Below are 24,842 nucleotides of genomic sequence, written 5' to 3' on the forward strand. Positions count from 1 at the left end.
CCGCGAGCGGGTCGGCGATAGGATCGGGGCATGACTTCGACCCTCATCCTCCTCAGGCACGGCAACAGCGAGTGGAACCAGAAGAACCTCTTCACGGGGTGGGTCGATGTCCGACTGAGCGAACAGGGAACCGCCGAGGCGAAGCGAGCCGGCGAACTGCTGCGCGACTCCGGCCTGAAGCCCGAGATCCTCTACACGTCGGTCTTGACGCGCGCCATCCAGACGGCGAACCTCGCCCTCGAGGAGGCCGACCGCCTGTGGATCCCGGTCAAGCGCTCCTGGCGACTCAACGAGCGCCACTACGGTGCCCTCCAGGGCAAGGACAAGGCGCAGACCCTCGAAGAGTACGGCCCCGAGCAGTTCCAGACCTGGCGTCGTTCGTTCGACGTCCCGCCGCCCGCGCTCGACGACGACAGCGAGTGGTCGCAGGCGCACGACGAGCGGTATGCCGATCTCGGTGCGGACGCACCGCGCACCGAGTCGCTCGAGCTCGTCATCGAGCGCATGCTGCCCTACTGGGAGAGCGACATCACCGTCGACCTCGCGGCCGGCAAGACGGTGCTCGTCACGGCCCACGGCAATTCGCTCCGCGCCCTGGTCAAGCACCTCGACGGCATCTCCGACGCCGACATCGCCGAGTTGAACATCCCCACCGGCATCCCGCTCGTCTACGAGCTCGACGACGACTTCAAGCCGACGAAGGCCGGCGAGTACCTCGATCCCGAAGCCGCTGCGGCCGGCGCCGCGGCCGTGGCCGCCCAGGGCAAGAAGTAGCGCACCGCGACCCCTTGCCTTTGTCGCAGTACATTGCGACAATGGATGCTACAAAGGAGTCGCTGATGATCTTTCTGACCTGCCTCATCGCGGCCTATGCCGTCTTCCTCGCCGCCACCGCGGCACTCACGGCAGCCGCTCCCTTCCAGGGCTGGCTGACGGCTCGCCTCGGCCGCCGCGTGGGCCTCGGGGTCCCCGTCGATCTCGACGCCCGACTCCGCGAAAGGGTGCGTCGGCGTGCTCTCGGCGGGTCCGTCGGTGGGCTGGTCGGGCTGGCCGTCGCTCTTGCTGCGTGCGCCGCAGCTTCGCTGTCCGGTCTGTTTCCGTGGCCTTCCGTCGCATCCGGCTACAGCGTGTGGATGGTCGAGACCTACGGCGTCCTCGCCGTCTCGGCCATCGCGACCGGGCTCGGTGTGGGGTGGGCGGCTCTCCGAGCCGAGACGCTTCCGGCCGACGAGCCGCGCGTGGCGCGAACGCGTGCGGTCGGCGTGCGCGACTACGTACCGTCGGTCCTCCGCGTCGGTGGGTGGCACCTGCTCGGGCTGGCCGTCGCGACGATCGTCGTGATCGCCGTCACCGGCGGTGTGAGTCCCTGGCTCCTGCCGGGGGCCGCCGTGGTCGCCGCAGGCATCGGCGGCATGGTGACGTTCGAGGTGGTGGCCCGCCGCATCGTCTCCCGAGGCCGGCCCGCGTCGGGCACAGACGAGATGGTGTGGAACGACGCCCTGCGATCGGAGGCTCTTCGAGACCTCCTCTACGCGCCTCTCCTGGCGGTGGTGCTCGGTGCCTGGTGGTCGCTGATCGGCCAGGGCGATGCGTTGCGGGCGCCACTCGCCCTCATCCCCGGTGCTCTCGGCCTGGGCGGCATGGTGCTCTTCGGCTTTATCTTCCGGCACACGCGCACCTGGTACCTCGAAGAGCTCTGGCCCGGTTCGCGTCGTCGCACCCCCGACGAAGAGGCGCGCAGGATCATGGCGGTGCAGGCCAGATGATCACCCTCGACCCGCGCTCCGCGACGCCTCCGTTCGAGCAGCTGCGCGTGCAGATCGCCGAACAGGTGCGCCGTGGCTCGCTCGCCGCAGGAGAGCGTCTGCCGACGGTCCGGCGCCTGGCCGAAGACCTCGGCATCGCGCCCAACACGGTGGCGCGCGCCTACCGCGAGCTCGAGGCCGACGGGCTCGTCGAGACGCGCGGCCGGAACGGCACGCTCGTCCGTGCCCAGGGCGACGCCGCCGCGCAGCAGGCCCAAGACGCGGCGCGCGCCTACGCCGAGCGCGTGGCCAAGCTCGGTGTCACGCCGGCCGAGGCGCTGAGGTACGTGACGGGTGCCCTCGGCGCGGCGGCGCCGACCGCCTGACGCGCCGACCGCGCGCCGCGCAGACGGCGGCGGCGCCGACCGCCTGACGCGCCGACCGCCTGACGCGCCGACCGCCTGACGCGCCGACCGCGCGCCGCGCGGACGCTAGCCGTGCTGACGGCGGGCAGCGCGTACGCACGCACTGTCGACCGCGCGCCATGCGAACGCAAGCGCAGGCAGCGCCGCACCCCAGGGCGTACGCCGGCCATGCAGACATCGCGCAGCGCGCATCCAGGCAGCGCCGACCCCGCGCAGCGCCGACCCCGCGCAGCGCACACGCAAGCACTGCCGCCCCGCGCAGCGCGCAAGCAGCGCCGCACCCGCGCAGCGCAGGCAAAGAGCGCCGACAGCGCGCCTACACGAACAGTGCGCTGATCTCCTGCACAAGGGCGTCCATATCGACGGTGGCCACGTCGTCGACGCGCACCACGGGAGAGAGACCCAGCGGCTCACCCGACTCGCCGCACCAGACCTCGACGAGCCGCGGTGATCCTGCGCTCTCGAGTCCCGTCCGCACGGCGCCGGAGTCGGACGCCTCCCAGCCCGCATCGAGGACGACGCCGGCTTCGATCAGCCCGGCTGTGCGCCACGTCGTCTCGATGGCCAGGGCCCGCACGCCCGCGGCCGGTGCGACGGGCCCGGTCTGTCGAAGGAGGGCCTCCTGCACCTTGGACGGCTGCAGGACGGGGCATCCGAGCAGGATTCCCAGCGCGGACGAGATCTCCGTCTTCCGGGGGTCGGGGGTGCCGTTGACAAGAATCGCGACCTGAGCCATGCGTCCATCCTGCCGGACGGTGACGTCGGCGAGAGACCGCGCATCCGACAGCCGTGAGCGACCGCCCACGGTGGCACGTGATTCGTGCTGCTCGGCAGAACGACCATGCTGGCGGTTATCGGCTTGGATGTGCGGAAGGTCGCGCGGTGACCTTCCATGGTCTCGTTGCCCGTCAGGCCGCAGGCCGGGTGGCCTAAGAGCATCCCGCCAGGCGATCCCATGGCCCGTGTGCCGAACCTCATGAGTTCGCACCGGGTCACGCACGCCGGGGATGCCGGGTCGTCAGGACAGACGAACCCGTTCAGCATGCGCAACCGCGGCTTGGATCACTGGTACCTGCTCTCGGACCGAACCGTCCCATGACGAGGGCAACTCGAGGCTGTGATTTGCTCCCGTCACCGAGTGGAGAATCGCGTGGCTGTCGGTCAGCAGCGACGGGAGCCAGGCGGGATCAGCAGTACCGCCGATGGCCACGTGGCGGTCGTCTGCAGCGTTGAGGGCTTCGGCAACGTCGGACTCGGAGAGTAATGGGGTCAGCCAGATGCCGGCCGCCCCGTGTGTCATCGCCCAGGGAAGGGCGAAGGTGCCGATGGATTTAGCCACGACGAGATCAGGGACGTCTCCTCCTGGGAACGTTTCCAAGGAGTCGTGAACCAACCTCCGCCCTTGTTCCAAGCTCGCGGGCCGGAACCCCCAGTCCGCCCGGATGAGTCTCCATCCGTGCGCGACGAGGGCGGAGGATATCCAGTAGAGGAGGGGCGCCTGAGTGGTGTAACCGGCGCCGGGAAGAATGAGTGCGGTCGGGGTGGTGGCGGCCGGGTGGGCGGGGAGTTGTTCTTCGAAGGTGACCACAGGCTCAGGGTAGCGGCGCCAAAGACGCGCCGGGACCGGCCGATAGTCATATGATCTGGATATAGTGACCAGATGAGTTTCGAGATGCGGGAGCCGACATTTGTGATCCTGTCGTCGTTGGCGGAAGGTCCTCGCCACGGGTACGGAATCATCACGGATACCGCGGGTCTGACCGGCGGCACGATGCGTCTTCAGGCGGGAACGCTGTACGCCGCTCTCGACCGGTTGCGGGTCGATGGCCTGGTCGAGGTGTCGTCCGAGGAGATCGTCCACGGAAGATTGAGGCGATCCTTCACCCTCACGACCCTCGGCCGCTCACGTCTTGCAGAGGAAGCACGACGCCGACAACACGGCGCGGAGCTTGCTTTGCGCCGATTGAGAACGAAGGTGGTTGGGGCATGAGCGAGCTTGAACGCCACTACCGGGCTAGCATCCGTTGCTATTCGGCGAGGTGGAGGCGCGTCCACGGCGAAGCGCTGCTCGATACCTTGCTGCAGGTTGCCGAAGCCGAGGGAAGGGCGCGCCCAACAGGGCGCGAGCTTCGAAACATCGTCCGAATGGGCCTGCGTCAACGCGCCCTGACGGCCGCACCGTTCTTCTTTTTCGTGATCGCTGCCCTCGGTGGTTTGGGGCTGCTGCTTGCCTGGCACGCGGGTATTCAGAGCACCCTTGTTTTCAGCGTGCCGGCCATTCCTGCTCATCCCGAGGGTCAGCTCTACACGACGCCTTCATTGCCGGTCGTGAGGTCCGTCTGGGTGGGCTTGGGTGGCGCGGCGATGTTCGTCGTGGCGGCCGGTCTCGGCGTCGTCCTGCTCCGGCGCAATCACCGAGCCGTGAAGACTCCCCGGCTAGACGACGCCGACTAGGGTCCGTGATCGTCGGATCCAGCCCGACCGGTCCCCGCGGGAAGGCCGAAAGGGCCGAAATGCTCGCTCCCAGGCCCGGAAGCGTGCATTTCGGCCCTTTCGACGCGCGCGGCTCACCGTGTACGGGCACGGCCGATGGAAGTGGATTCGACTAGAGGACGTGCAGGGTAGCGAGAAGGACGATGACACCAGCGATTCCGATCGCGGTCGCTCCGGTCCAGATTCACCAGGAGCCGGACCTCGTCTTTCGCGTCGCCTTCTCAGCCGGCGACTCTGTGATGCCCGTGAAGTCCAGGACACGTCGCGCACGACTCGGCTTCTCGCTCATGTCGCCACACTGTCACCAGTGACCACGCATTCGGGCGCGGCGCGCACTCGAGTCGCTACGACTTCGCTTCTCCTGCCGGCTGCGAGAGATCCAGGTCGCGTCCAGCCCGATCTCCTCCGTCTTCTTCGGCACGTCCCAGGTCATCGCGGTGCCGTTCTTGAAGACGAACCGACGCGGCCGTGCCGTCTCGATCGCACCATGGCTCATCGCGGCTCTGCTAGCGGCCATCGTGGGGGCCCTGCGGCTTCGATCCGTCCGCCGCGCCGATCCTGTTCCCCTGGCCGGCCTCGAAGCCGGACCGTCAGGGAGCCGCGCCCGGCACGCCGAAGCCCCCGCCCACCAGTCGGTGAGCGGGGGCTTCGAGGAGTTCGTAGCCGAGGGACTACTTCTTGGTACGGACGTTCTGCGTGTAGATGGCGCCGGTGCTGACGTCTTCCTCGAGGTTCTCCAGCGTGCGCCCCTGGGTTTCGGGGACAGCGCGCCAGACGAAGAACAGCGACAGCAGGTTGACGATGCCGAACGCGAAGAACGTGTTCGTGATGCCGAGGCCGGCGATGAGGGTCGGGAAGTAGAGACCGAGGAACGCGTTGGCGATCCAGAGGCAGAACACCGAGACGCCGATGCCGAAGCCGCGCATCTTGAGGGGAAGATCTCGGACAGCGTCACCCAGACGGCGACGTTGAGGAAGGTCTGCATGGAGCCGACGAATGCCACGATCAGGACCAGGAGCACCCAGGGGCGAGCCGCGTTGCCGTCGGGCAGGACGACGGAGCCGAGCCCGATGAGGAGATGGCAGACGGCAACCAGCGCGAAGCCCAACAGGAAGGTACGGCGGCGCGAGAAGTGGTCCATGATTCGGAGAGCGATGATCGCTCCGATGACCGCGACGATGCCCGGGGCGACGTTGGCGATGAGGGCGGCGCTGGAGGAGAAGCCGGCCTCCTTGAGCACGGTCTGGCCGTAGTAGACGACCGCGTTGATGCCGGTGAGCTGCTGCGCGACGCCGAGTCCGATGCCGACGAGGATGATGCGCAGGAACCACTTGTTCCGAAGGATCTCGCCGATCGGGAGAGACTTCCGGCGGGATTCCTCCGAGGTGATCGACTCGACTTCGGCGAGCTCCGCCGTGGCGCGCTCCTTCGTGCGGAGGGTCGAGAGCACGGTGAGGGCCTCGTCGTCGCGGCCCTTGCTGACGAGCCAGCGGGGCGACTCGGGCATGCGCAGCATGCCGATGAAGAGGGCGATCGCGGGCAGCGCCTCGATGGACAGCATGATGCGCCAGACACCGTTGCCCTCGCCCCACACGTTGCCGATGATGGCGTTGATGATGAAGGCCAGGAGCTGACCGCCGACGATCATGAACTCGTTGCGGCCGGCGAGTGAGCCGCGGATTTCGAAGGGAGCGAGTTCGGCGAGGAAGACCGGCACCACGGTCGACGCGGCACCGACGGCGAGGCCGAGGATGACACGCCCCAGGACCATGACGCCGAACGTCGGAGCCACGACGCAGATCATGGCGCCGATGAAGAACAGGACCGACATGAGGATGATCGTCTTTCGTCGACCCCAGGCGTCGGAGAGTCGGCCACCGGTGATGGCGCCGATGGCCGCACCGAAGAGCAGCGAGCTCGTGACGACGCCCTCGGTGAGCGTTGTGAGCCCGAGGTCTTTCACCATCGGCGACAGGGCACCGTTGATGACGGCCGTGTCGTAACCGAAGAGAAGACCACCGAAGGTCGCGACCAGGGCCACCTGGCCGAGACGCTTGCTGTGCGAGCCCTTGGTCAGAGGCGGCAGGGGGACCCTGGACCCGCTAGTAGTTGGGTCAACGGCAGTCGACATGGGAACTCCTTTGTTCTATCAATAAGACAGGAGGGACATTATCACGACCCTTTTGCCTTCGCCACATGTTCTGACAAATCGCCGGGCCGCACATCTCGAGTTCCGCGGGCGGGCGTAGTCTCGAAGGCATGGATCTGCAGCTTCACGACCACGTCGCTCTCGTCGTCGGAGGGGCCGGATACATCGGCTCGGCCATCACCGCTCGGCTCCGCGAGGAGGGCGCGACGGTCGTCGTGGCCTCCCGTCACGCGGAGGACGGCGTCGTGATGGACGCGCGCGATCCCGCGTCCGTTCGCGAAGGCGTCGCCCAGGTGATCGCCCTGCACGGTCGCATCGACGTCCTCGTCGTCACCGCCGCCCCCAGCGCGCGGACGCTCGACCCGGCGCGCAATTCCGACCCCGAGCAAGTGGCCGACGCGCTGGACGGCAAGGCGCTGGTCTTCCTCCGGGTCGCCAACGAGGTCGTTCCGCACATGCGCGAGGCGGGTTCCGGCCGGATCGTCGCCGTCAGCGGGCAGAACGCCCTCATCACCGGGAGCATCGCCGGTTCCGTCCGCAACGCGGCGACGAACCTCATCGCGAAGAACCTCGCCGACGAACTCGCCGGCAGCGGCGTCGCGGTCAACGTCGTGAACCCCGGCACAGTCACCGACGAGCCCGCGCTCGCCGTCGAGACGGGTCGTCCCGGCGAGTCGAGCCCGACTCAGATCGCCGACCTCACCGCATTCCTCGCCTCGCCGCTCTCCGCCGTGTCGGGGGAGTCGATCGCGGTCGGGCACCGAATCCGCGGAGTCACGTCGCTCTGAGGGCGGCGCAGGATCACGGGGCCGTGACGGCCTCGGGCCGAGGTTCCACGGAGCGCGTGCCCCCCTTCGCCGACGGTGGCCCGGGCGCCTGTTCCCCGGTGGCACAGCCGAGAGGCGTTGACTTCTGGCATGCCCACACCCATCGTCACGCCGAGCGGCTATTCGCACGTCCGCCTGACCGTCACCGATCCCGACGACATCAACCTGGAGCTCGCCGCGCCTCGGCCGAGTAGGACGGACGCATGAAGAAGCCTCTCGCCGTCCTGTTCGACATCGACGAGACGCTCGTCCACACGGGTGGGGCCGGCGGTCGCAGTTGGACCGCGGCGTTCCAGGAGCTCTACGGCATCCCCGCCGACATCGGGCAGCACACCTCGAGCGGGGAGACGGACCCCGAGGTGGGCAGGGAGACCTTCAGGGGCGTCCTGGGGCGCGATCCCCGCCCCGACGAACTGTCGAGGCTCTACGCGCGCTACCTGTGGCACCTGTCCGACATCATCCGGACCGCCGAGGGGTACCGGGTGGAGAAGGGCGTCGATGCCCTCCTCACGCGGCTCGCCGAGGAGAACGTGGTGATCGGCGTCATCTCCGGCGCCATGGAGGGCGCTGCCCGAGCCAAGATGGAGCCGGGCGACCTCGGGCGCTACTTCGTCTTCGGCGGATACGGCTCGGACTCGCCCGACCGTGACGAGGCGACGCGGGCTGCGATCCGGAAGGCCTCTCTTCTGGTCGGCCACGACCTGGCACCCGACGAGGTCGCGGTGGTGGGCGACACCCCGCACGACATCACCTCGGCCCACGCCGCCGGCGCCGCGGGCATCGGCGTCGCCACCGGGAAGTACTCGGCGGACGAGCTCCGGGAGGCGGGCGCCGACGCCGTCCTCACCGACCTCACGGAGCCGTTCCCGGGTCTCTGACAGCGGAAACCCCCGCCCGGGCGTGAGCCTGAGCGGGGGTTTCGCGGTGGAGCAGAGGTGTTACTGACCGGCCTTGGCGAGAGCCTCGAGGGTCGGGTTGTTCGCGTACGACTTGACCGCGTTCTCCTTGGTGATCAGGATCGGGGTCAGCTCGATGGCCGGCACCGTCTTCACGCCGTTGTAGTTGTTCTTCTTGTCGATGACCGTCTTGGGCTTGTTGCCCTTCGACAGGTCGGTGACGAGGTCGACCGCGGCCTGAGCCTCGGTGTCGGTGTTCTTGTAGATGGTCGAGTACTGCGTGCCGTTCATGATGAGCGGGATCGACGCGGTCTCGGAGTCCTGACCGGTCACGACCGGGTTGGGCTTGCCGGCCGACTTCGTGGCCTGCAGGATGGCGCGACCGAGGGTGTCGTTCGGGGAGAGGACACCGTCGAGCTTGGTGGAGCCCGAGTAGTGCGCCTGCAGCAGGTTGCTCATACGCGTCTGAGCGTTCTGAGCGAGCCAGCCCTGGGTCGAGACCGTCTTGAACGTGGTCTGACCCGAGACGACCTTGAGGGTGCCGTCGTCGATCTTCGGCTGCAGGATGTTCATCGCACCGTTGAAGAACACGGGGGCGTTGGCGTCGTCGGGCGAACCGGCGAAGAGCTCGACGTTGTACGGGCCGGAACCCTTCAGCTTCTTGAGTCCGTCGAGCAGGGCCTGACCCTGCAGCTGACCGACCTTGTAGTTGTTGAAGGCGACGTAGTAGTCGACGTTCTTGGTGCCGGTGATGTTGCGGTCCCAGGCGATGACCGGGATGCCGGCGGCCTTGGCCTGCTTGACCTGCGTGCCGAGCTGCGAGCCGTCCTGGGCGGCGATGATGATCGCCTTGTCGCCCTTGGTGACCATGCCCGAGATCTGGTTCTGCTGGTCGGGGACCGTGTTCGAGGCGGCGGCGTACTGGACGTCGGCCTTGAAGCCGGCCTTCTTCAGCGACGACTCGAATGCGGCCTTGGCCAGAACCCAGTTCTGCGAGGTCTTGGCGGGGAGCGCGACGCCGATGGTCGAGCCCTTGGGGATCTTCGCCGCGTCGTCGCTCGAGCCGCCACGCGAGGTGCCGGAGCAGGAGGTCAGCGTGACAACGGTGAGCGCCGCGACGGCAGCGCCGACGATGAGCTGTTTCTTCATTGAAAGGCTTCTTTCATTTCTGGGGATGTGAGTGCTGGTGCACCCGGTGCTGTGGGATCGATGGTGCGTATCCCGGGTTTCTGCTGCTGCTGTGCCCGTTTCGGGGCGGGTGGTCAGGGCAGCAAAACTTGTGAGTCGGAGTCGATGGACTGGGGCTGAGCGCCCTCGCCCTTCAGACCGCCCGACGTGGGGCCTTCGTCGTCCTTGTTCTTGCGACCGAAGCCGCGAGTCAGGTAGCCGATGATCGACGGCCGGCCCTGCGTCTTGTTGTAGACGTCGAACGCGACGGCGATGAGGAGCACGAGGCCGCGGATGATCTGGACCAGGTTGGTGTCGATGCCCTTCAGCGAGAGGCCGTTGGCGAGGAACGCCAGGACGAGACCACCGATGATCGAGGCGATGACGGTACCGACACCACCCGCGACCGCGGCTCCACCGACGAAGACGGCGGCGATGGCGTCGAGCTCCCAGCCCGTGCCGTCGGCAGGACCGGAGGATCCCGAGTAGCCGACGAAGACCATGCCGGCGACGGCGGCCAGGACCGACATGTTGAGCATGACGAGGAAGTTGACGCGCTTCGAGTTCACACCGGAGAGCACGGCGGCGTTCGAGTTGCCACCGACCGCGTAGAGGTGACGGCCGAAGGTGGTCGTGTTGGTGACGAAGCCGTAGATGATGACCAGGACGCCGAGGATGATCGCGACGATCGGGACCGAGGTGTTCGGGCGACCGGAGGCGAAGAGGAACGTGGCGTAGGCCGTGACGCCGCCGAGGACGACGATGCGGACGATGCTGGTCCACAGCGGAGCCGGCTGGGCACCCATCTTGACGCGGTTACGACGGCCGCGGAACTCGAAGACGATGATCGCGACGATCGAGACGATGCCGAGGATGAGCGTGCCGTTGCTGAATCCGGTGTCGGGGCCGAAGTCGTTGATGTAGCCGCCGCCGATGTTCTGGAAGCTCTGCGGGACGGGGACGGCGGTGGAGTTACCGACGATCTGGTTGGCGCCGCGGAAGATCAGCTGTCCGGCCAGGGTCACGATGAACGCGGGGACCCGGACGTAGGCGACCCAGAAGCCCTGCCAGGCGCCGACGAGCACGCCGACGACGAGGCCGAGGATGATCGCGGCCCACCAGGACCAGTGCCAGACGGCCATCGCCTGGGCCACGATGATGCCGACGAACGCGGCGACCGAACCGACCGAGAGGTCGATGTGGCCGGCGACGATCACCATCACCATGCCGATCGCGAGGATCAGGATGTACGAGTACTGCTGGAAGACGTTGATGACGTTGGCGGGCTCGAGCGTGATGCCGCCGGTCCAGATCTGGAAGCCGATGATGATCACGATGAGCGCGATGATCATGCCGTACTGGCTGATCCCGCCACCCTTGTTGCCAAGGATGCTGTCGAGATTCTTTTTGAAGTTCTTCATCGAACCGAGGTCCTTTTCGAGGTCATGCTCACCATCAGCGACTCGGGGTCAGCCTCGGTTGCGGTCAATTCATTGGTGATGGAGCCTTCGAAGATCGTGTAGATGCGATCCGAGAGGCCGAGGAGCTCGGGGAGCTCGGAGGAGATGAGGACCACGGCTTTGCCCTGCGCGGCCAGGTCTTGGATGATGCCGTAGATCTCGAACTTGGCGCCCACGTCGATGCCGCGGGTCGGCTCGTCGAGGATGAGGAGGTCGGGGTCGGTGAACATCCACTTCGCCAGGACGACCTTCTGCTGGTTGCCGCCGGAGAGCTTGTTGACGCCCTCGTCGACGCTCGTCGCCTTGGTGCGAAGGCTGCGACGGAAGCGCTCGGAGACCTCGTACTCTTCGACCGCCGAGACCACGCCGTTGTGCGTGATCTTGGGCAGGCCGGCCGAGACGGTCGACCGCTTGATCGTGTCGAGGAGGTTGAGTCCCAGGGCCTTGCGGTCTTCCGAGACGTAGCCGATGCCGTTCTTGATGGCGTGGGCGACGGTGTCCGTGCGGATCTCGCGGCCCTCCTTGTAGACCTCGCCCGAGACGTAGGTGCCGTAGGAGTGGCCGAAGATGCTCATCGCGAGCTCGGTGCGACCGGCGCCCATGAGGCCGGCGAAGCCGACGATCTCGCCCTTGCGGACGTAGAAGTTCTCGTTCTTGCAGACGAGGCGCTCGGGGTCGAGGGGGTGGCGGACCGTCCAGTTGCGGACCTCGAAGAACTTCTCGCCGATGTTCGGCGTGCGGTCGGGGAAGCGGCTCTCGAGGGAGCGCCCCACCATGCCGCGGATGATGCGGTCTTCGTTGACGCCGTCGGCCTTGACGTCGAGGCTCTCGATCGTCTTGCCGTCGCGGAGGATCGTGATGGTGTCGGCGACCTGCTCGATCTCGTTCAGCTTGTGGCTGATCATGATCGAGGTGATGCCCTTCGCCTTCAAACCGACGATGAGGTCGAGGAGGTGCTGCGACTCCTGCTCGTTGAGCGCGGCGGTGGGCTCGTCGAGGATGAGGAGCTTGACGTCTTTGTTGAGAGCCTTGGCGATCTCGACGAGCTGCTGCTTGCCGACACCCAGCGACTTGATCTTCATGTCGGGGTTCTCGGTGAGGCCCACGCGGGCCAGCAGGTCGTGCGCGCGTCGCTGGGCTTCGACCCAGTTGATGACACCGCGCTTGCCGGGCTCGTTGCCCAGGAAGATGTTCTCGGTGATCGAGAGCTCGGGGATCAGGGCGAGCTCCTGGTGGATGATCACGATGCCGGCGGCTTCGGACTGCCGGATGCCGGAGAACTGCGCGACCTCGGACTCGAAGACGATCTCGCCGGAGTAGGTCCCGAACGGGTAGACGCCCGAGAGGACCTTCATGAGTGTCGACTTGCCTGCACCGTTCTCGCCGCAGATCGCGTGGATCTCGCCGGCCTTCACGGTCAGGTTCACGTCGGAGAGGGCCTTCACACCGGGAAACTCTTTGGTGATCGAGCGCATCTCGAGGATGGTTGGGCCACCAGCCATTGTGCACCGCCATTTACTAAGACATCGTTGTCGGGTTGAGCTGTCTTGCTTGCCCCGCAGGCTGTTCATCAGCCCGGGATTACATTAGGCCTGGTTGGGCCTGGCGTCAAAAGGTTAACGCAACGAATTTGTAACGGCTTCAGGAGTCTCGGTCTCGAGAGCGCTCACATGACCCGGTCGGCCGGGACCCGTCGCGGAGCGTGAGCAGGATCACGACGGGGCTCAGATGACCCGGACCGCGGCCTGATGGAACACCAGGGCTGCGGCGCCGAGGGCTTCGCCGCGATCGTCCAGGGTCGACGCCACCAGGGCCGTGGAATCGCGGACGAGTGGCAGCACGTGTCGGGCGAACGCTCGTCCGACGGGTTCGAGGATGATGTCGCCGAGGGAGGCGAGTGGGCCGCCCAGCACGATCACCTCGGGGCTCAGGATGCTGGCGAGATCGCCGACCACGCGGCCGATCAGGCGGGCGGCGTCCTCGATGACCCGAAGGGCGGCGACGTCGCCGGCGAGAACGGCCTTGACCAGGTCTTCCGTCGTCTTGATGGGCGTCACGGTGCTCAACCGGTCGAGCATGGCCGTCGTCGAGGCCTCCGCCTCGAGGCAGCCGCGATTGCCGCAGCGACAGGCTTGTCCGTCGGGGACGACCTGGACGTGGCCTACCTCGCCCGTGATCCCGGTCGCGCCGTTGAAGGGCTGGCCGTTCAGGATCAGCCCGGCTCCGATCCCGGAGCCCACCTTCAGGTAGACGAGGTTGGTGGCGCCGCCGTGCAGCCCCCAGATGGTCTCGGCGACGCTGCCCAGGTTGGCGTCGTTGTCGAGGACGACGGGGACGCCGAGGCGATCCTCGAGCTCCACGACGACATCGACGAAGGCCCACTCCGCCCAGACGGTGCCGATCACCGGCATCTGGTCGCGGCGGTCGATGGATCCGGAGATCCCCACGCCCACGCCGCTCAGGGCCTCCCACGACGTCCCGGTCTGCTCGAGCAGTCGGGTCAGCATCTCCTTGGCGAGATCGAAGCCCTCGCGAGGGTCGTACTTCTGCGGAAGGACGATGTTCTCCTCCGCCGCGATCGTGTAGTCGGGGTAGACGAGGACGACGCGGAGGTGCCGTCGACCGAAGCCGATCCCCGCGGCGACGGTGCCGTTGTGGGTCAGCAGTTGGACCGAGACGGCCCGCCGGCCCGAGCTCGTCGTGGGCGTCAGACTGACGAGGCCGTTCTTGGCCATGTAGCTGACGATGTTCGAGATCGTGGCGGTACTGAGGCCCGTTCGGCGCGCGAGATCGGCCTGCGTCGACGCGCCCACCTTGACGAGGGCTTCGACGACGCGCTGCTGGTTGCGCTTGCGGAGAGACGTTTGCGACCCCGGGCTCGACCGAGCCGAGGGGTTTTGTCGTCGGCCCGCCATTGGGCCTTGGAGATTTGACACGCTCGAATCATTGTCGCCCGAATGGGTGTCGTCAAGAGGTTAACGCAAACCGTGATCCAAAAGTGAAGCTTGTGTTGGCGGGTCGGGACGCGCCCCTCGGCGCGGATCAGCCTGCCGACACAGGCACATGAGCAAGGGCCCGAACCGACGCGTGGTGCGTCGCTTCGGGCCCTTCTGGCCAGCTGGATCAGGCTTCGGCGCCCACCCAGTCACCCGTGGCGAGGTACTGCACCTTCTTGGCGATCGACACCGCGTGGTCGGCGAAACGCTCGTGGTACCGGCTCGCGAGAGTCGCGTCGACGGTGTCGGCCGGAGCGCCCTTCCAGGTCTCTCCGAGCACCTTGTCGAACACGCTGAGGTGCAGTTCGTCGATCCGGTCGTCGTCGTTGCGGATCTCTTCGGCGAGGCTGACGTCTTCGGTGGTGAGGAGCTGGGTCAGCTTTTTCGCGATGGCGACGTCGAGTTCGCCCAGCTCGGTGAAGGTGGGCCGCAGCGACTTCGGGACGACTTTCTCGGGGAAGCGGTAGCGGGCCAGCTGGGCGATGTGCTCGGACATGTCGCCCATGCGCTCGAGCGAGGCGCTGATGCGGAGAGCGCTGACCACGATGCGCAGGTCGCGGGCGACCGGCTGCTGGCGGGCCAGGATGTCGATGGCCAGTTCGTCGAGACTCACCGAGAGCTGGTCGATCTTGTCGTCGTCGGCGATGACCTGCTCGGCCAGGTTGACGTTGGATTCGTGGAAGGCCTTGGTCGCGTTCTCGATCGAGGCAGCTACGAGCGTCGAGATCTCGACGAGCCGCTCCTGCACTTCCTGGAGCTCCAGCTGGAATACCTCGCGCATTGTCTAGGTCGACCCTTTCGTTTCGGGACTCGCCCGCGGTGTGCGGGACGTCGCCCGGGCAGTCTCGACGAGCCTCCACCGCCGAGGTTAACGGATGGTGATCCGCAGGCGAACTCTCTCCAACGTACAGCGCTCCGTCAGTGCTCGGCACTGGTGGTCCACCTCCCGTTCACTAACCTGAGTCCCATGTACTCCCCTGGCTGGTGCCGATCTCCCTGGCATTCGGCATCGTCGTCGGCGCGGGACTCGTCTTCCTGGTCGTTTTCGCGGCGGAGCGCGGTCGCCGCGCCAGGGCGCTCAGCGACGTCACGCTCCCCGACGGGGTGGGTGCCGTCCTCGAGACCCTCGATTCGGCCGGCTTCGTCGTCGACCCGTCGAACAACGTCCAGAAGGCGTCGGCCATGGCCATCGCGACGGGCCTGGTGGTGGGCCAGCAGGTGGCACATCCCGAGATCGTCGCGCTGATCGAGCGCGCCCGGGTCGAGGAGCACGCCGCCTCGGAGGAGCTGCACCTCGCTCGCAGCCTCCGTGAGGAGACCGACCTGCGGATGCGCGTCCGGGCATCGCGTCTCGGGTCGCGCTACGTGCTCGTGCTGGCGGAGGACCACACGGAGACGCACCGGCTGGAGGAGGTCCGTCGCGACTTCGTCGCCAACATCAGCCACGAGCTCAAGACGCCGATCGGCGCTGTGGGGCTGCTGGCCGAGGCGCTCGACGCGGCGTCGGACGACCCGGAGCAGGTGCGCTACTTCGCCGCCAGCCTGACGCGGGAGTCCGGCCGACTCGGCCGCCTCACCCAGGACATCATCGAGCTCTCCCGCCTGCAGGCTTCGGACCCGCTCAACGAGCCGGCCCTCGTCGACATCCGGTCGGTCATCCACACCGCGGTCGAACGCAATCGCGTCGAAGCGGAAGCGCGCGGGATCGAGATCGTCACCCGGGGAGGAAAGCACGCGTCGGTCGTCGGCGACTCCGACATGCTCGCGGTGGCGGTGCACAACCTCGTCGCCAATGCGGTGCACTACTCGCCGGACGGCTCCCGGGTCGGGATCGGAACGGCCGTCACCGACCACGGGATCGTCGAGATCGCCGTCACCGACCAGGGCGACGGCATCTCCGAGGCCGACCGCGAGCGCATCTTCGAGCGCTTCTACCGGGTCGACCCCGCCCGCTCGCGCCGCACCGGCGGCACCGGGCTGGGCCTCGCCATCGTCAAACACGTCGTGCAGAATCACGGCGGCGACATCCGCCTGTGGTCGCAGCTCGGCTCCGGGTCCACCTTCACCATCCGACTTCCCGAGGCCTCGACGGCTTCGGTCCCCGTCCGAGAAGAGAACTGAGAATGACGCACATCCTGATCGTGGAAGACGAAGAATCCCTCAGCGAGCCGCTCGCCTTCATCCTCGAGCGCGAGGGGTACCAGGTGTCGGTCGCCGACGACGGGCCGAAGGCACTCACCACCTTCGACCGCGAAGGCGCCGATCTGGTGCTGCTCGACCTCATGCTGCCGGGCCTGCCGGGCACCGAGGTCTGCCGCGAACTGCGCAACAGGTCGCAAGTGCCGATCGTCATGCTCACCGCCAAAGACAGCGAGGTGGACATCGTCGTGGGGCTGGAGCTCGGCGCAGACGACTACGTCACGAAGCCGTATTCGACCCGCGAGCTGCTCGCCCGGATCCGCGCCGTCCTCCGGCGGCGGGTCGACCTCGAAGAGTTGAGCGACGCGATCCTGACGGCGGGGGAGATCTCGATGGACGTCGAGCGCCACGTCGTCACGGTGCGCGGCAGGGATATCGCGATGCCCCTCAAGGAGTTCGAGCTGCTCGAGCTGTTGATGCGGAACGCGGGCCGCGTGCTGACCCGCGGTCAGCTGATCGATCGGGTCTGGGGTTCCGACTATTTCGGTGACACCAAGACGCTCGACGTCCACATCAAGCGCATCCGCTCGAAGATCGAGGCGACGCCGTCCGAGCCAGTCGCGCTGGTCACCGTCCGTGGTCTCGGGTACCGCATCGAGGCGTGATCCTGCGCCCTTCCGCGCCCTGGCGAACGACGAAGGCCCCCGGATCGGTGATCTGGGGGCCTTCGTCGTGCGTGGTCAGGGGTCGGCGTCGCCGAATCGGTCGGGACGAGCGTCGGGTCGCCGGTAGGAACGGGGGTCGAGTCGATGGTCGGGACCGGCGAGGGCAGTAGGGTCGCGTACTGCTTGAGCGAGCCGTCGAGGACCGGGATCTTGAAGCTCTTGCCGGTCGCGCTGCCGTACTGGACGTAGACCTTGAGGAGCGTGCCCGGCTGCTTGCCGATGCCGGTCAGAAGCGCCTGCTTGTCGCCGCCGGTGGTGCCTCGCCGGGTCTCGCCGTTGCCGGCGACGGGAATCGTGATCGTCTTGTCGCTGCCGAGGGACTCGTACTGGAACTTGACGGTGCGGGCGGTCGGGCTCGTGTTGAGCAGGGTCACGCTGAGGCTCGCGTCGTCGCCGTTGTCGGTGAAGACCATGGCGTTGCGGAGCTCGACGGAGCCCACGTTCGTGCTGAACCCGTCGCTCGCGTCGTAGTGCTCGGTCGTGGTCTGGGGGCTGATGAAGTTGCAGCCCGCTGTGAGGACCATCACGGCTCCGGCCAGAACGACGGTTGCCGTGGTACGTGCTCTCACAGGTTCCTCCAGAAGGGATTCGAATGCAGGTAAAGCCTAGCCCAGACGGATACCCTCCGACGTCACGCGCCCGCGCCGCCCGGGGCCCGCGTGGTAATCTGGCGGCCCTGGAACGGAGTGCCCGCATGAGCTTCGAGGTCGGTCAGACCGTCGTCTATCCCCACCACGGTGCTGCAGAGATCACCGCGGTCAAGACCCGCGTCATCAAGGGCTCCGAGAAGCTCTATCTGACTCTCAAGGTCACCCAGGGCGACCTGGTCATCGAGGTGCCCGCCGAGAACGTCGATCTGGTCGGCGTCCGCGACGTCATCGGGCACGACGGCGTCGAGCAGGTCTTCGACGTGCTCCGGGCGCCCTTCACCGAAGAGCCCACCAACTGGTCGAGGCGCTACAAGGCGAACCTCGAGAAGCTCGCTTCGGGCGACGTGATCAAGGTGTCCGAGGTGGTGCGCGACCTCTGGCGCCGCGACCAAGACAAGGGTCTTTCGGCCGGCGAGAAGCGGATGCTGCAGAAGGCGCGTCAGATCCTCGTGTCCGAGCTGGCCCTGGCCGAGCACACCGACGAGGCGAAGGCGGAGTCGGTCCTCGACGAGGTCCTCGCATCGTAGACGCGGTGCCGGCCGGCGGTGTCGGGGCACCGACCCGCGCCGTGGTCGTCGTTGCCGCGGGCAGCGGTACGCGCCTGGCGCAGGGGAGGCCGAAGGCGTTCGTCGAGGTCGCCGGGCGCACGATCCTCGAGTGGTCGCTGCGGCCGATCCTGCTCTCGCCCGCTCCGTGGCAGGTCGTCGTCGTTGTGCCGTCCGACCTGGTCGACGAGGCTGCGGCGCTGCTCGGCTCGTCGGGCAACGGCTTCGTCACCGTGGTTGCCGGATCCGCCACGCGGCAGGGGTCGGTGGCTCGCGGTCTCGCGGCGGTCGGTCCCCGCGTGACCACGGTGCTCGTGCACGACAGCGCCCGCTGCTTCACGCCGACGGCGCAGTTCGAGGCGGTCGCCTCGGGCGTCGAGGCGCTCGGCCACGGGGTGGTGCCGGGGCTGCCCGTCAGCGACACCATCAAGCGGGTCGACGCGGAGGGCGCCGTGGTCGCCACGGTCGACCGTTCCGAGCTCGTCGCCATGCAGACGCCCCAGGGTTTCCCGCGCGCCGAGCTCGACGCCGCCTACGCCGCCGCCGACGACGAGCACACCGACGACGCCGCACTCTACGAAGCGGCCGGCCACCGGGTGACCGTGGTCGACGGCCACGCCGAGGCGTTCAAGATCACCACGCCGTGGGATCTCTCCCGGGCGGCGATGCTGGCGGCCGAGGGCACCGCTTCACCCACCGCTCTTCGCACCGGTGTCGGCATCGACGTGCACGCGTTCGATCCCGCCGAGCCACTCCGGCTGGGCACCCTCGACTGGCCGGGCGAGCAGGGTCTCGCCGGCCACAGCGACGGCGACGCGGTCGCCCACGCGATCGTCGACGCCCTCCTCTCGGCAGCCGGCCAGGGCGACATCGGCTCGCGCTTCGGCACCGACGACCCCCGGTACGCCGGCGCCTCGGGCGTGGTCTTCCTCGAAGCCACGCGCCGGATCCTCACCGACGCCGGCGCGCGCATCGCCAACGTGGCCGTCCAGGTGATCGGCAACCGCCCCCGCCTCGCCGCGCGACGCACCGAGCTGGAGGAGGCCCTGGCGATCCTGGTCGGCGCGCCGGTCTCGGTCTCGGCGACGACCACCGACGGTCTCGGCTTCACGGGGCGCGGCGAGGGCGTGACGGTCATCGCCACGGCCCTCGTGTCGGTCGCATCCGACTGAGTTCGAGCCCGGTGCGTGCGCGACTCGCAGCTCGGCTTCCGTCCCCGACCCGATTTGCGCACATGCGGCGGGCGGCCCCGTAACCCGGAAGTCGCCGCCACCTAAACTGTGGCGGTGACCATTCGCCTCTACGACTCCCGCACGCAGTCGACCGAAGACTTCGTCCCGCTCGTCGACGGCAAAGTAGGGCTGTACGTCTGCGGGCCGACGGTCCAGTCGTCGCCGCACATCGGTCACCTGCGCTCCGCGCTCGTCTACGACCTGTGGCGCCGCTGGTTCACCTACCGCGGGCTCGACGTCACGCTCGTGCGCAACGTCACCGACATCGACGACAAGATCCTGAACCTCGCCAGCGAGACGCGCGAGGAGTGGTGGGCGAGGGCGTACCGCTACGAACTCGAGTTCACGGCCGGGTACGACGCCCTCGGGATCCTGCCCCCACCTACGAGCCGCGCGCCACCGCGAGCGTCACCGAGATGCAGGCCATCGTCGCGAAGCTGATCGAACGCGGGCACGCGTACCCGGCGCCGGACGACTCCGGCGACGTCTACTTCGACACGCAGTCGTGGCCCGAGTACGGCGCGCTCACCCACCAGAATCTCGACGACATGGCCTCCGCCACCGACGCCGATCCGCGCGGCAAGCGTGACCCCCGCGACTTCGCGCTGTGGAAGGGCACGAAAGAGGGCGAGCCGCTGTCGGCCAGCTGGAAGTCGCCGTGGGGCGCCGGACGCCCCGGCTGGCACATCGAGTGCTCGGCCATGTCGCGCCGCTACCTCGGGCCCGAGTTCGACATCCACGGCGGCGGTCTCGACCTCCGCTTCCCTCACCACGAGAACGAGCTCGCCCAGTCGACGGCGGCCGGCGACGCCTTCGCCCGGCACTGGCTGCACAACGGCCTCGTCAACGTCGAGGGCCAGAAGATGTCGAAGTCGCTCGGCAACTCGATCTTCGCCTCGGAGTTCCTGGCGCTGGCACGCCCGATCGTGGTCCGCTACTTCCTCGGCGCGGCGCACTATCGCTCCACCATCGACTACCACGAGGGCGCCCTCGACGAGGCCGAGGCCGCGCTCGACCGCATCGAGACGTTCGTCTCCCGCGCCGGCCGCCGCCTCGCCGACACCCGGTTCGCCGGAGTCGGCACCCGCGACGTCCCGGAGGCCTTCGTCGAGGCGATGGACGACGACCTCAACGTGCCCCAGGCGCTCGCCGTGCTGCACGACGCGGTGCGCCGCGGCAATGCCGCGCTCGACGACGACGACCTCGACACCGCAGCGCGCGAGTGGCAGCACACCCTCGCGATGGTCACCGTCCTGGGCATCGACCCGCACGCACCCGAGTGGCGCGGCAGCGACGACGGCGCCGCACATGTGGTACTCGCTACTCTTGTCGACAAGCTGCTCGACGCGAGACAGAGCGCCCGCGAGTCCAAAGACTTCGCGAACGCCGACCGCATTCGAGCCGACCTGGCTGCTGCGGGCATCACCATCGAAGACACCTCGACCGGACCGCATTGGAGCCTTACATCGTGAAGAACACCTCTGGAGAACGCAAGGGGCGCCCCGGGGCGGTCCGTCAAGGCGGTAAAGGAAAACAGGTCGGTTCGGGCGGCCAGGGTCGTCAGGCCCTCGAGGGCAAGAAGCCCACGCCGAAAGCCGAGGACCGCCCGTACCACCCCGCGGGCAAGCGCAAGGCCTCGCAGGAGCGCCTCGCGGCGGCGAAGGGCCGAGCAGGATCGAATGCCGAGCGTCCGATCCGTCAGGCGCGCACCGCTCCCGACCGCACGGCACCTCCGCGTGGCAAGTCGAACGACGACACCGAGATCGTCACGGGCCGCAACTCCGTGCTCGAGGCGCTCCGCGCGCGAATTCCGGCGACGACCCTGTACCTCGCCGCGCGCCTCGAGATGGACGACCGCGTCAAAGAGGTCCTGACTCTGGCCACCCGCCGCGGCATTCCCGTCCTCGAGGTCATGCGCCCCGAGCTCGACCGCCTCACGGGTCCCGACTCGGTGCACCAGGGCCTCGCACTCAAGGTGCCGCCGTACGAGTACGCCCACCCGATCGAGCTCCTCGACCAGGCCGAGCGCCGCGGTCAGAAGCCGCTCTTCGTCGCTCTCGACGGCATCACCGACCCGCGCAACCTCGGCGCGATCATCCGCTCGGTCGCCGCGTTCGGCGGACAGGGCGTCATCGTGCCGCAGCGTCGTTCGGTCGGGCTCACCGCGTCGGCCTGGAAGACCAGCGCCGGGGCGGCCGCCCGCGTCCCGGTGGCCATGGCCGGCAACCTCACGCAGACGATCAAGGCCTTCAAAGACCGAGGCGTGTTCGTCGTGGGCCTCGACGGAGGCGGCGACGTCCAGCTTCCGGGCCTCGACCTCGCCGGCGAGCCGCTGCTCGTCGTCGTCGGCAGCGAAGGCAAAGGCCTGTCGCGGATCGTGACCGAGACGTGCGACGCGATCGTCAGCGTGCCGATCACCGCATCGACCGAGAGCCTCAACGCCGGTATCGCGACGAGCGTCGCCCTCTACGAGATCAGCAAGCTCCGCGCAGAACGCAAGCGCTCGAAGTAATCCCGGGCCCTGCGAGCGGAGCGAGCCTCAGCACGACGCAGGGTTCGGCTCCGCACCGCGCGGAGCGCGCTGTTCCCGTCCGAGAGCCCACGCTGACCCGCACCTCAGACTTTGCTGCGCCAGTCGTCTTCTTCGTGCTCGAGTTGGATCGCGGTCGGCAGGGTGATCGCACCCGTCGGCGGCGCGATCACCATCTGCTCGTCGCGGCGGTGGCGCAGCACGTCGTTGATGTATGAGGTGAGCGCCTCGGCGATCGGAACGTCGCGCCCCTGTGCCTGCGACAGGTACCAGCGATGCTCGAGCATCTGGTGGAACACCTCGGCGGGCTCGAGTCGACCGCGGAGCTCGCGCGGGATCGCGCGCACGACGGGCTCGAAGACGCGCGCCGCCCACTCGTGGGCGACCATCTCTTCGTCCAGCTCGACTCGATCGTTCTTCGAGCGGTAGGCGTCGAGGTCGTTCAGGAGGCGGCGCGCCTGGTTCTCCTGCGCATCGAGCCCGGTGAGCCGGAGCAGTCGGCGCGAGTGGTGCCCTGCGTCGACGACCTTCGGCTGGATCTTGACCTGCGTGCCGCCCTCGGTCGTCTTGATCGCGAGTTCCTCGATGTCGAAGCCGAGATCGTTGAGACGCTCGACGCGATCGTTGATGCGCCAGCGCTCGGCGTCGGAGAACGTCTCGGTGCCGGTCAGCTCTTTCCAGAGGCTGCGGTACTTCGCGACGATGCCGGCAGCGACGTCCACGGCATCGACGTCTTCGTCGAGGCGGTCGCCGGCCTCGAGGTCGAGCAGTTCGCCGGCGATGTTGACGCGGGCGACCTCGAGGTCGTTCTCGCGCTGGCCGTTCGAGAGGCCGCCCGGGTAGAGCTTGCCCGTCTCGGCGTCGACGAGGTAGGCGGCGAACGCGCCGGCGTCTCGGCGGAACAGCGTGTTCGAAAGCGACACGTCACCCCAGTAGAAGCCGATGATGTGCAGGCGGACCAGCAGGAGCGCGAGGGCGTCGACGAGTCGGGCCGCCGTGTCCGGCCGCAGCCGCTGCGAGTACAGGGCGCGGTAGGGGAGAGAGAACTTGAGGTGTCGCGTCACGAGCACGGGGTTCAACTCGTTGCCGTCGTTGTCGCGCCGGTTCGTGATGACCGCCAGCGGGTCGACGCAGGGGATGTCCATCCTCTGGAGCGTCCGGAGCATCTCGTACTCGCTGCGTGCCATCTCGCCGGACGTCTCCTTGATCGCGATGACGTAGCCGCTGAGGTACGCGAACCGCACGAGGTGCCGGGAGATGCCCTTGGGCAGGGTGGCGATGGAGTCTTCCGGCCACGTGTCGAGCGGCAGGTTCCAGGGCAGGTCGAGCAGCGCAGGATCGGCTGTGGCCGAGGTGATGTTGAGGGAGGTCACGGTTTTTCCGTTCGTACGGGGCGGAAACGAGAACGGCCCGCCGGGCGGTCGAGCGTGAAGCTCGAGCCGACGCCGGCGGGCCGATTCATCGTTGGACGCGACCTGGGTGTGTGAGGTGCAAGGCGGAGGAGGAAGGCCATGACGGAGTCATTGCCGACGACGACAACGCCGCAGATCGCGTGCCCAGGGAGTGTCGGTTAGGCGGAGACCACTGCTTTGTCGCCGAGGCGGAGGCCCGACTCGGTGTCGAAGACGTGGATGCGGTGCGAGATCGGCGTGATGAACACCGTGTCGCCGGCGGCAGCGTGAGCGCGACCGTCGACGCGGGCCACGATGTCGGCGCGCTGGCCGTCGACGTCGGCGTGACCGTAGAGGTAGCCGTCGGCGCCGAGCTCTTCGACCACGTCGACCGCGACCTTGAGGCCCTCACCCGTCTGCGAGACGGTGACGTCTTCGGGGCGGATGCCCACGGTGACCTGCTTGGAGGTGGCCTGCGACAGGATGTCGCGCTCGACGGCGGCGACGCTCGAACCGAACTGGATGCCTCCGTCGACAACGCCGGCGGGAAGGAGGTTCATGGCGGGGGAGCCGATGAAGCCGGCGACGAAGATGTTGTCGGGCTTCTCGTACAGGTCGCGAGGGGTGCCGACCTGCTGGAGGACGCCGTCTTTCAGGACCGCGATGCGGTCACCCATGGTGAGCGCCTCGGTCTGGTCGTGCGTGACGTAGACCGTGGTGACGCCGAGGCGGCGCTGCAGCGACGCGATCTGGGTGCGGGTCTGGACGCGGAGCTTGGCGTCGAGGTTCGACAGCGGCTCGTCCATGAGGAACACCTGGGGCTGACGGACGATCGCTCGGCCCATCGCGACGCGCTGACGCTGACCACCCGAGAGCGCCTTCGGCTTGCGGCTGAGGTAGGGCTCGAGGTCGAGCAGCTTGGCGGCTTCGAGGACGCGAGTCGCGCGCTCGTCCTTGCCGACACCGGCGATCTTGAGCGCGAAGCCCATGTTCTCGGCGACGGTCATGTGCGGGTACAGCGCGTAGTTCTGGAACACCATCGCGATGTCGCGGTCTTTCGGCGGCACGTCGGTGACGTTGCGGTCGCCGATGAGGATGTCGCCGGAGTTGACCTCTTCGAGGCCGGCGAGCATGCGGAGGGTGGTCGACTTACCGCAACCGGAAGGACCGACGAGGACGAGGAACTCGCCGTCGGCGACCTGAAGATCGATTCCGTCGACCGCGGGGCGGGTCGAACCGGGGTAGAGACGAGTTGCTTTGTCGAACGTCACTGACGCCATGATGTTTCTCCTTCACCGGCAGGTACGTGCCGGACGATCCGTTGTGAATGGATGACAACCATCGAGTGGGATCCTCGATGACCGCCTCGGTCATTATGGCACTCGGACGGCTCGGCAGCGCAAGCCGTGTCCCCCGGTCGAGGGGAACTCGTTTCATCTGCATGGATCCACGTGGACTTTTCCCAGCGGTTC

General features: G+C 67.8%; 21 protein-coding genes and 2 pseudogenes. 13 read left to right on the plus strand and 10 right to left on the minus strand.

The annotated features are described in order from the left end of the window. The first annotated feature begins 30 nt into the window (after positions 1–30). The 3 genes from QUE79_RS07200 (at position 31) to QUE79_RS07210 (ending at position 2,131) form a co-directional block, all read left to right on the plus strand. The gene (locus QUE79_RS07200) at positions 31–774 is read left to right on the plus strand and encodes a phosphoglyceromutase (RefSeq protein ID WP_286346076.1); all 744 of its coding nucleotides are present in this window, start codon (positions 31–33) and stop codon (positions 772–774) included. 65 nt (positions 775–839) lie between these two features. Continuing rightward, positions 840–1,766 carry a hypothetical protein gene (locus QUE79_RS07205; protein WP_286346077.1) on the plus strand — a complete coding sequence of 309 codons (927 nt, stop codon included), beginning with the start codon at positions 840–842 and terminating at the stop codon, positions 1,764–1,766. Next, complete coding sequence (locus QUE79_RS07210) at positions 1,763–2,131, plus strand: GntR family transcriptional regulator (protein WP_286346078.1); 369 nt, start codon at positions 1,763–1,765, stop codon at positions 2,129–2,131. Before QUE79_RS07205 ends, QUE79_RS07210 begins: the two co-directional genes overlap by 4 nt. A 355-nt stretch (positions 2,132–2,486) precedes the next feature. Here the strand turns inward: QUE79_RS07210 and QUE79_RS07215 are convergent, their stop codons facing one another. Together QUE79_RS07215 and QUE79_RS07220 are read right to left on the minus strand one after the other, a co-directional pair. Then, on the minus strand, positions 2,487–2,906 hold the full coding sequence (locus QUE79_RS07215; protein WP_286346079.1) for a hypothetical protein: 420 nt from the start codon (positions 2,904–2,906) through the stop codon (positions 2,487–2,489). Between the two features lie 282 nt (positions 2,907–3,188). Further along, positions 3,189–3,758: a hypothetical protein gene (locus QUE79_RS07220; RefSeq protein ID WP_286346080.1), complete on the minus strand. Its 570-nt coding sequence runs from the start codon at positions 3,756–3,758 to the stop codon at positions 3,189–3,191. 72 nt (positions 3,759–3,830) lie between these two features. Here QUE79_RS07220 and QUE79_RS07225 point away from each other — a divergent pair, with 72 nt between their 5' ends. After that, the gene (locus QUE79_RS07225; protein WP_286346081.1) at positions 3,831–4,160 is read left to right on the plus strand and encodes a PadR family transcriptional regulator; all 330 of its coding nucleotides are present in this window, start codon (positions 3,831–3,833) and stop codon (positions 4,158–4,160) included. Beyond that, the gene (locus QUE79_RS07230) at positions 4,157–4,624 is read left to right on the plus strand and encodes a hypothetical protein (RefSeq protein ID WP_286346082.1); all 468 of its coding nucleotides are present in this window, start codon (positions 4,157–4,159) and stop codon (positions 4,622–4,624) included. Before QUE79_RS07225 ends, QUE79_RS07230 begins: the two co-directional genes overlap by 4 nt. Before the next feature lie 710 nt (positions 4,625–5,334). Here the strand turns inward: QUE79_RS07230 and QUE79_RS07235 are convergent. Further along, positions 5,335–6,704 (minus strand): annotated as a pseudogene (locus QUE79_RS07235) (sugar porter family MFS transporter). 218 nt (positions 6,705–6,922) lie between these two features. On the opposite strand from QUE79_RS07235, the gene QUE79_RS07240 reads away from it, so the two are divergent. Together QUE79_RS07240 and QUE79_RS07245 are read left to right on the plus strand one after the other, a co-directional pair. Further along, complete coding sequence (locus QUE79_RS07240) at positions 6,923–7,600, plus strand: SDR family NAD(P)-dependent oxidoreductase (RefSeq protein WP_286346083.1); 678 nt, start codon at positions 6,923–6,925, stop codon at positions 7,598–7,600. 242 nt (positions 7,601–7,842) lie between these two features. Next, entirely contained in the window at positions 7,843–8,517 is a 675-nt protein-coding gene (locus QUE79_RS07245; protein WP_286346084.1) for an HAD family hydrolase, read from the plus strand. A gap of 60 nt (positions 8,518–8,577) precedes the next feature. Here the strand turns inward: QUE79_RS07245 and QUE79_RS07250 are convergent, their stop codons facing one another. From QUE79_RS07250 to phoU, 5 genes are all read right to left on the minus strand, one after another. Continuing rightward, positions 8,578–9,684: a substrate-binding domain-containing protein gene (locus QUE79_RS07250; RefSeq protein ID WP_286346085.1), complete on the minus strand. Its 1,107-nt coding sequence runs from the start codon at positions 9,682–9,684 to the stop codon at positions 8,578–8,580. Between the two features lie 113 nt (positions 9,685–9,797). Continuing rightward, positions 9,798–11,123 (minus strand): multiple monosaccharide ABC transporter permease, encoded by a 1,326-nt coding sequence (gene mmsB / locus QUE79_RS07255; RefSeq protein WP_286346086.1) that lies wholly within the window; start codon positions 11,121–11,123, stop codon positions 9,798–9,800. Beyond that, complete coding sequence (gene mmsA, locus QUE79_RS07260) at positions 11,120–12,637, minus strand: multiple monosaccharide ABC transporter ATP-binding protein (RefSeq protein WP_286346087.1); 1,518 nt, start codon at positions 12,635–12,637, stop codon at positions 11,120–11,122. The genes mmsB and mmsA overlap by 4 nt, the downstream gene beginning before the upstream one ends. Positions 12,638–12,886: 249 nt before the next feature. Then, positions 12,887–14,077, minus strand: a complete 1,191-nt coding sequence (locus tag QUE79_RS07265) for an ROK family transcriptional regulator (RefSeq protein WP_286346088.1) — start codon at positions 14,075–14,077, stop codon at positions 12,887–12,889. Between the two features lie 208 nt (positions 14,078–14,285). After that, positions 14,286–14,939, minus strand: a complete 654-nt coding sequence (gene phoU / locus QUE79_RS07270; protein WP_286346089.1) for a phosphate signaling complex protein PhoU — start codon at positions 14,937–14,939, stop codon at positions 14,286–14,288. Between the two features lie 203 nt (positions 14,940–15,142). On the opposite strand from phoU, the gene QUE79_RS07275 reads away from it, so the two are divergent. From QUE79_RS07275 to rlmB, 6 genes and pseudogenes are all read left to right on the plus strand, one after another. After that, entirely contained in the window at positions 15,143–16,279 is a 1,137-nt protein-coding gene (locus QUE79_RS07275) for a sensor histidine kinase (RefSeq protein ID WP_350271656.1), read from the plus strand. Between the two features lie 2 nt (positions 16,280–16,281). Then, positions 16,282–16,962, plus strand: coding sequence for a response regulator transcription factor (locus QUE79_RS07280; protein WP_286346090.1), 681 nt, complete (start codon positions 16,282–16,284; stop codon positions 16,960–16,962). A gap of 754 nt (positions 16,963–17,716) precedes the next feature. Then, complete coding sequence (locus QUE79_RS07285; protein ID WP_286346091.1) at positions 17,717–18,199, plus strand: CarD family transcriptional regulator; 483 nt, start codon at positions 17,717–17,719, stop codon at positions 18,197–18,199. Continuing rightward, positions 18,193–19,389 carry a 2-C-methyl-D-erythritol 4-phosphate cytidylyltransferase gene (gene ispD / locus QUE79_RS07290; RefSeq protein ID WP_434011077.1) on the plus strand — a complete coding sequence of 399 codons (1,197 nt, stop codon included), beginning with the start codon at positions 18,193–18,195 and terminating at the stop codon, positions 19,387–19,389. The genes QUE79_RS07285 and ispD overlap by 7 nt, the downstream gene beginning before the upstream one ends. Before the next feature lie 114 nt (positions 19,390–19,503). After that, a pseudogene (cysS, locus tag QUE79_RS07295) lies at positions 19,504–20,921 on the plus strand (cysteine--tRNA ligase). Then, complete coding sequence (gene rlmB, locus QUE79_RS07300) at positions 20,918–21,961, plus strand: 23S rRNA (guanosine(2251)-2'-O)-methyltransferase RlmB (RefSeq protein ID WP_286346093.1); 1,044 nt, start codon at positions 20,918–20,920, stop codon at positions 21,959–21,961. The pseudogene cysS and the gene rlmB overlap by 4 nt, the downstream one beginning before the upstream one ends. Before the next feature lie 104 nt (positions 21,962–22,065). Here the strand turns inward: rlmB and QUE79_RS07305 are convergent, their stop codons facing one another. Both QUE79_RS07305 and QUE79_RS07310 read right to left on the minus strand, forming a co-directional pair. Continuing rightward, a complete protein-coding gene (locus QUE79_RS07305) occupies positions 22,066–23,352 on the minus strand; it encodes a DUF4032 domain-containing protein (protein WP_286346094.1) in 1,287 nt (428 codons plus the stop codon). A 197-nt stretch (positions 23,353–23,549) separates the two neighbouring features. Continuing rightward, positions 23,550–24,650, minus strand: a complete 1,101-nt coding sequence (locus tag QUE79_RS07310) for an ABC transporter ATP-binding protein (protein WP_286346095.1) — start codon at positions 24,648–24,650, stop codon at positions 23,550–23,552. Between the last annotated feature and the right edge of the window lie 192 nt (positions 24,651–24,842).

Origin of the sequence: Frondihabitans sucicola (assembly GCF_030296615.1) — a bacterium.
Taxonomy (GTDB): Bacteria; Actinomycetota; Actinomycetes; order Actinomycetales; family Microbacteriaceae; genus Frondihabitans; species Frondihabitans sucicola.

Coding starts and splice junctions, on each gene's coding strand:
- QUE79_RS07200 (WP_286346076.1), top strand. CDS start 31: ATGACTTCGACCCTCATCCTCCTCAGGCACGGCAACAGCGAGTGGAAC.
- QUE79_RS07205 (WP_286346077.1), top strand. CDS start 840: ATGATCTTTCTGACCTGCCTCATCGCGGCCTATGCCGTCTTCCTCGCC.
- QUE79_RS07210 (WP_286346078.1), top strand. CDS start 1,763: ATGATCACCCTCGACCCGCGCTCCGCGACGCCTCCGTTCGAGCAGCTG.
- QUE79_RS07215 (WP_286346079.1), bottom strand. CDS start 2,906: ATGGCTCAGGTCGCGATTCTTGTCAACGGCACCCCCGACCCCCGGAAG.
- QUE79_RS07225 (WP_286346081.1), top strand. CDS start 3,831: ATGAGTTTCGAGATGCGGGAGCCGACATTTGTGATCCTGTCGTCGTTG.
- QUE79_RS07230 (WP_286346082.1), top strand. CDS start 4,157: ATGAGCGAGCTTGAACGCCACTACCGGGCTAGCATCCGTTGCTATTCG.
- QUE79_RS07240 (WP_286346083.1), top strand. CDS start 6,923: ATGGATCTGCAGCTTCACGACCACGTCGCTCTCGTCGTCGGAGGGGCC.
- QUE79_RS07245 (WP_286346084.1), top strand. CDS start 7,843: ATGAAGAAGCCTCTCGCCGTCCTGTTCGACATCGACGAGACGCTCGTC.
- QUE79_RS07250 (WP_286346085.1), bottom strand. CDS start 9,684: ATGAAGAAACAGCTCATCGTCGGCGCTGCCGTCGCGGCGCTCACCGTT.
- mmsB (WP_286346086.1), bottom strand. CDS start 11,123: ATGAAGAACTTCAAAAAGAATCTCGACAGCATCCTTGGCAACAAGGGT.
- mmsA (WP_286346087.1), bottom strand. CDS start 12,637: ATGCGCTCGATCACCAAAGAGTTTCCCGGTGTGAAGGCCCTCTCCGAC.
- QUE79_RS07265 (WP_286346088.1), bottom strand. CDS start 14,077: ATGGCGGGCCGACGACAAAACCCCTCGGCTCGGTCGAGCCCGGGGTCG.
- phoU (WP_286346089.1), bottom strand. CDS start 14,939: ATGCGCGAGGTATTCCAGCTGGAGCTCCAGGAAGTGCAGGAGCGGCTC.
- QUE79_RS07280 (WP_286346090.1), top strand. CDS start 16,282: ATGACGCACATCCTGATCGTGGAAGACGAAGAATCCCTCAGCGAGCCG.
- QUE79_RS07285 (WP_286346091.1), top strand. CDS start 17,717: ATGAGCTTCGAGGTCGGTCAGACCGTCGTCTATCCCCACCACGGTGCT.
- QUE79_RS07310 (WP_286346095.1), bottom strand. CDS start 24,650: ATGGCGTCAGTGACGTTCGACAAAGCAACTCGTCTCTACCCCGGTTCG.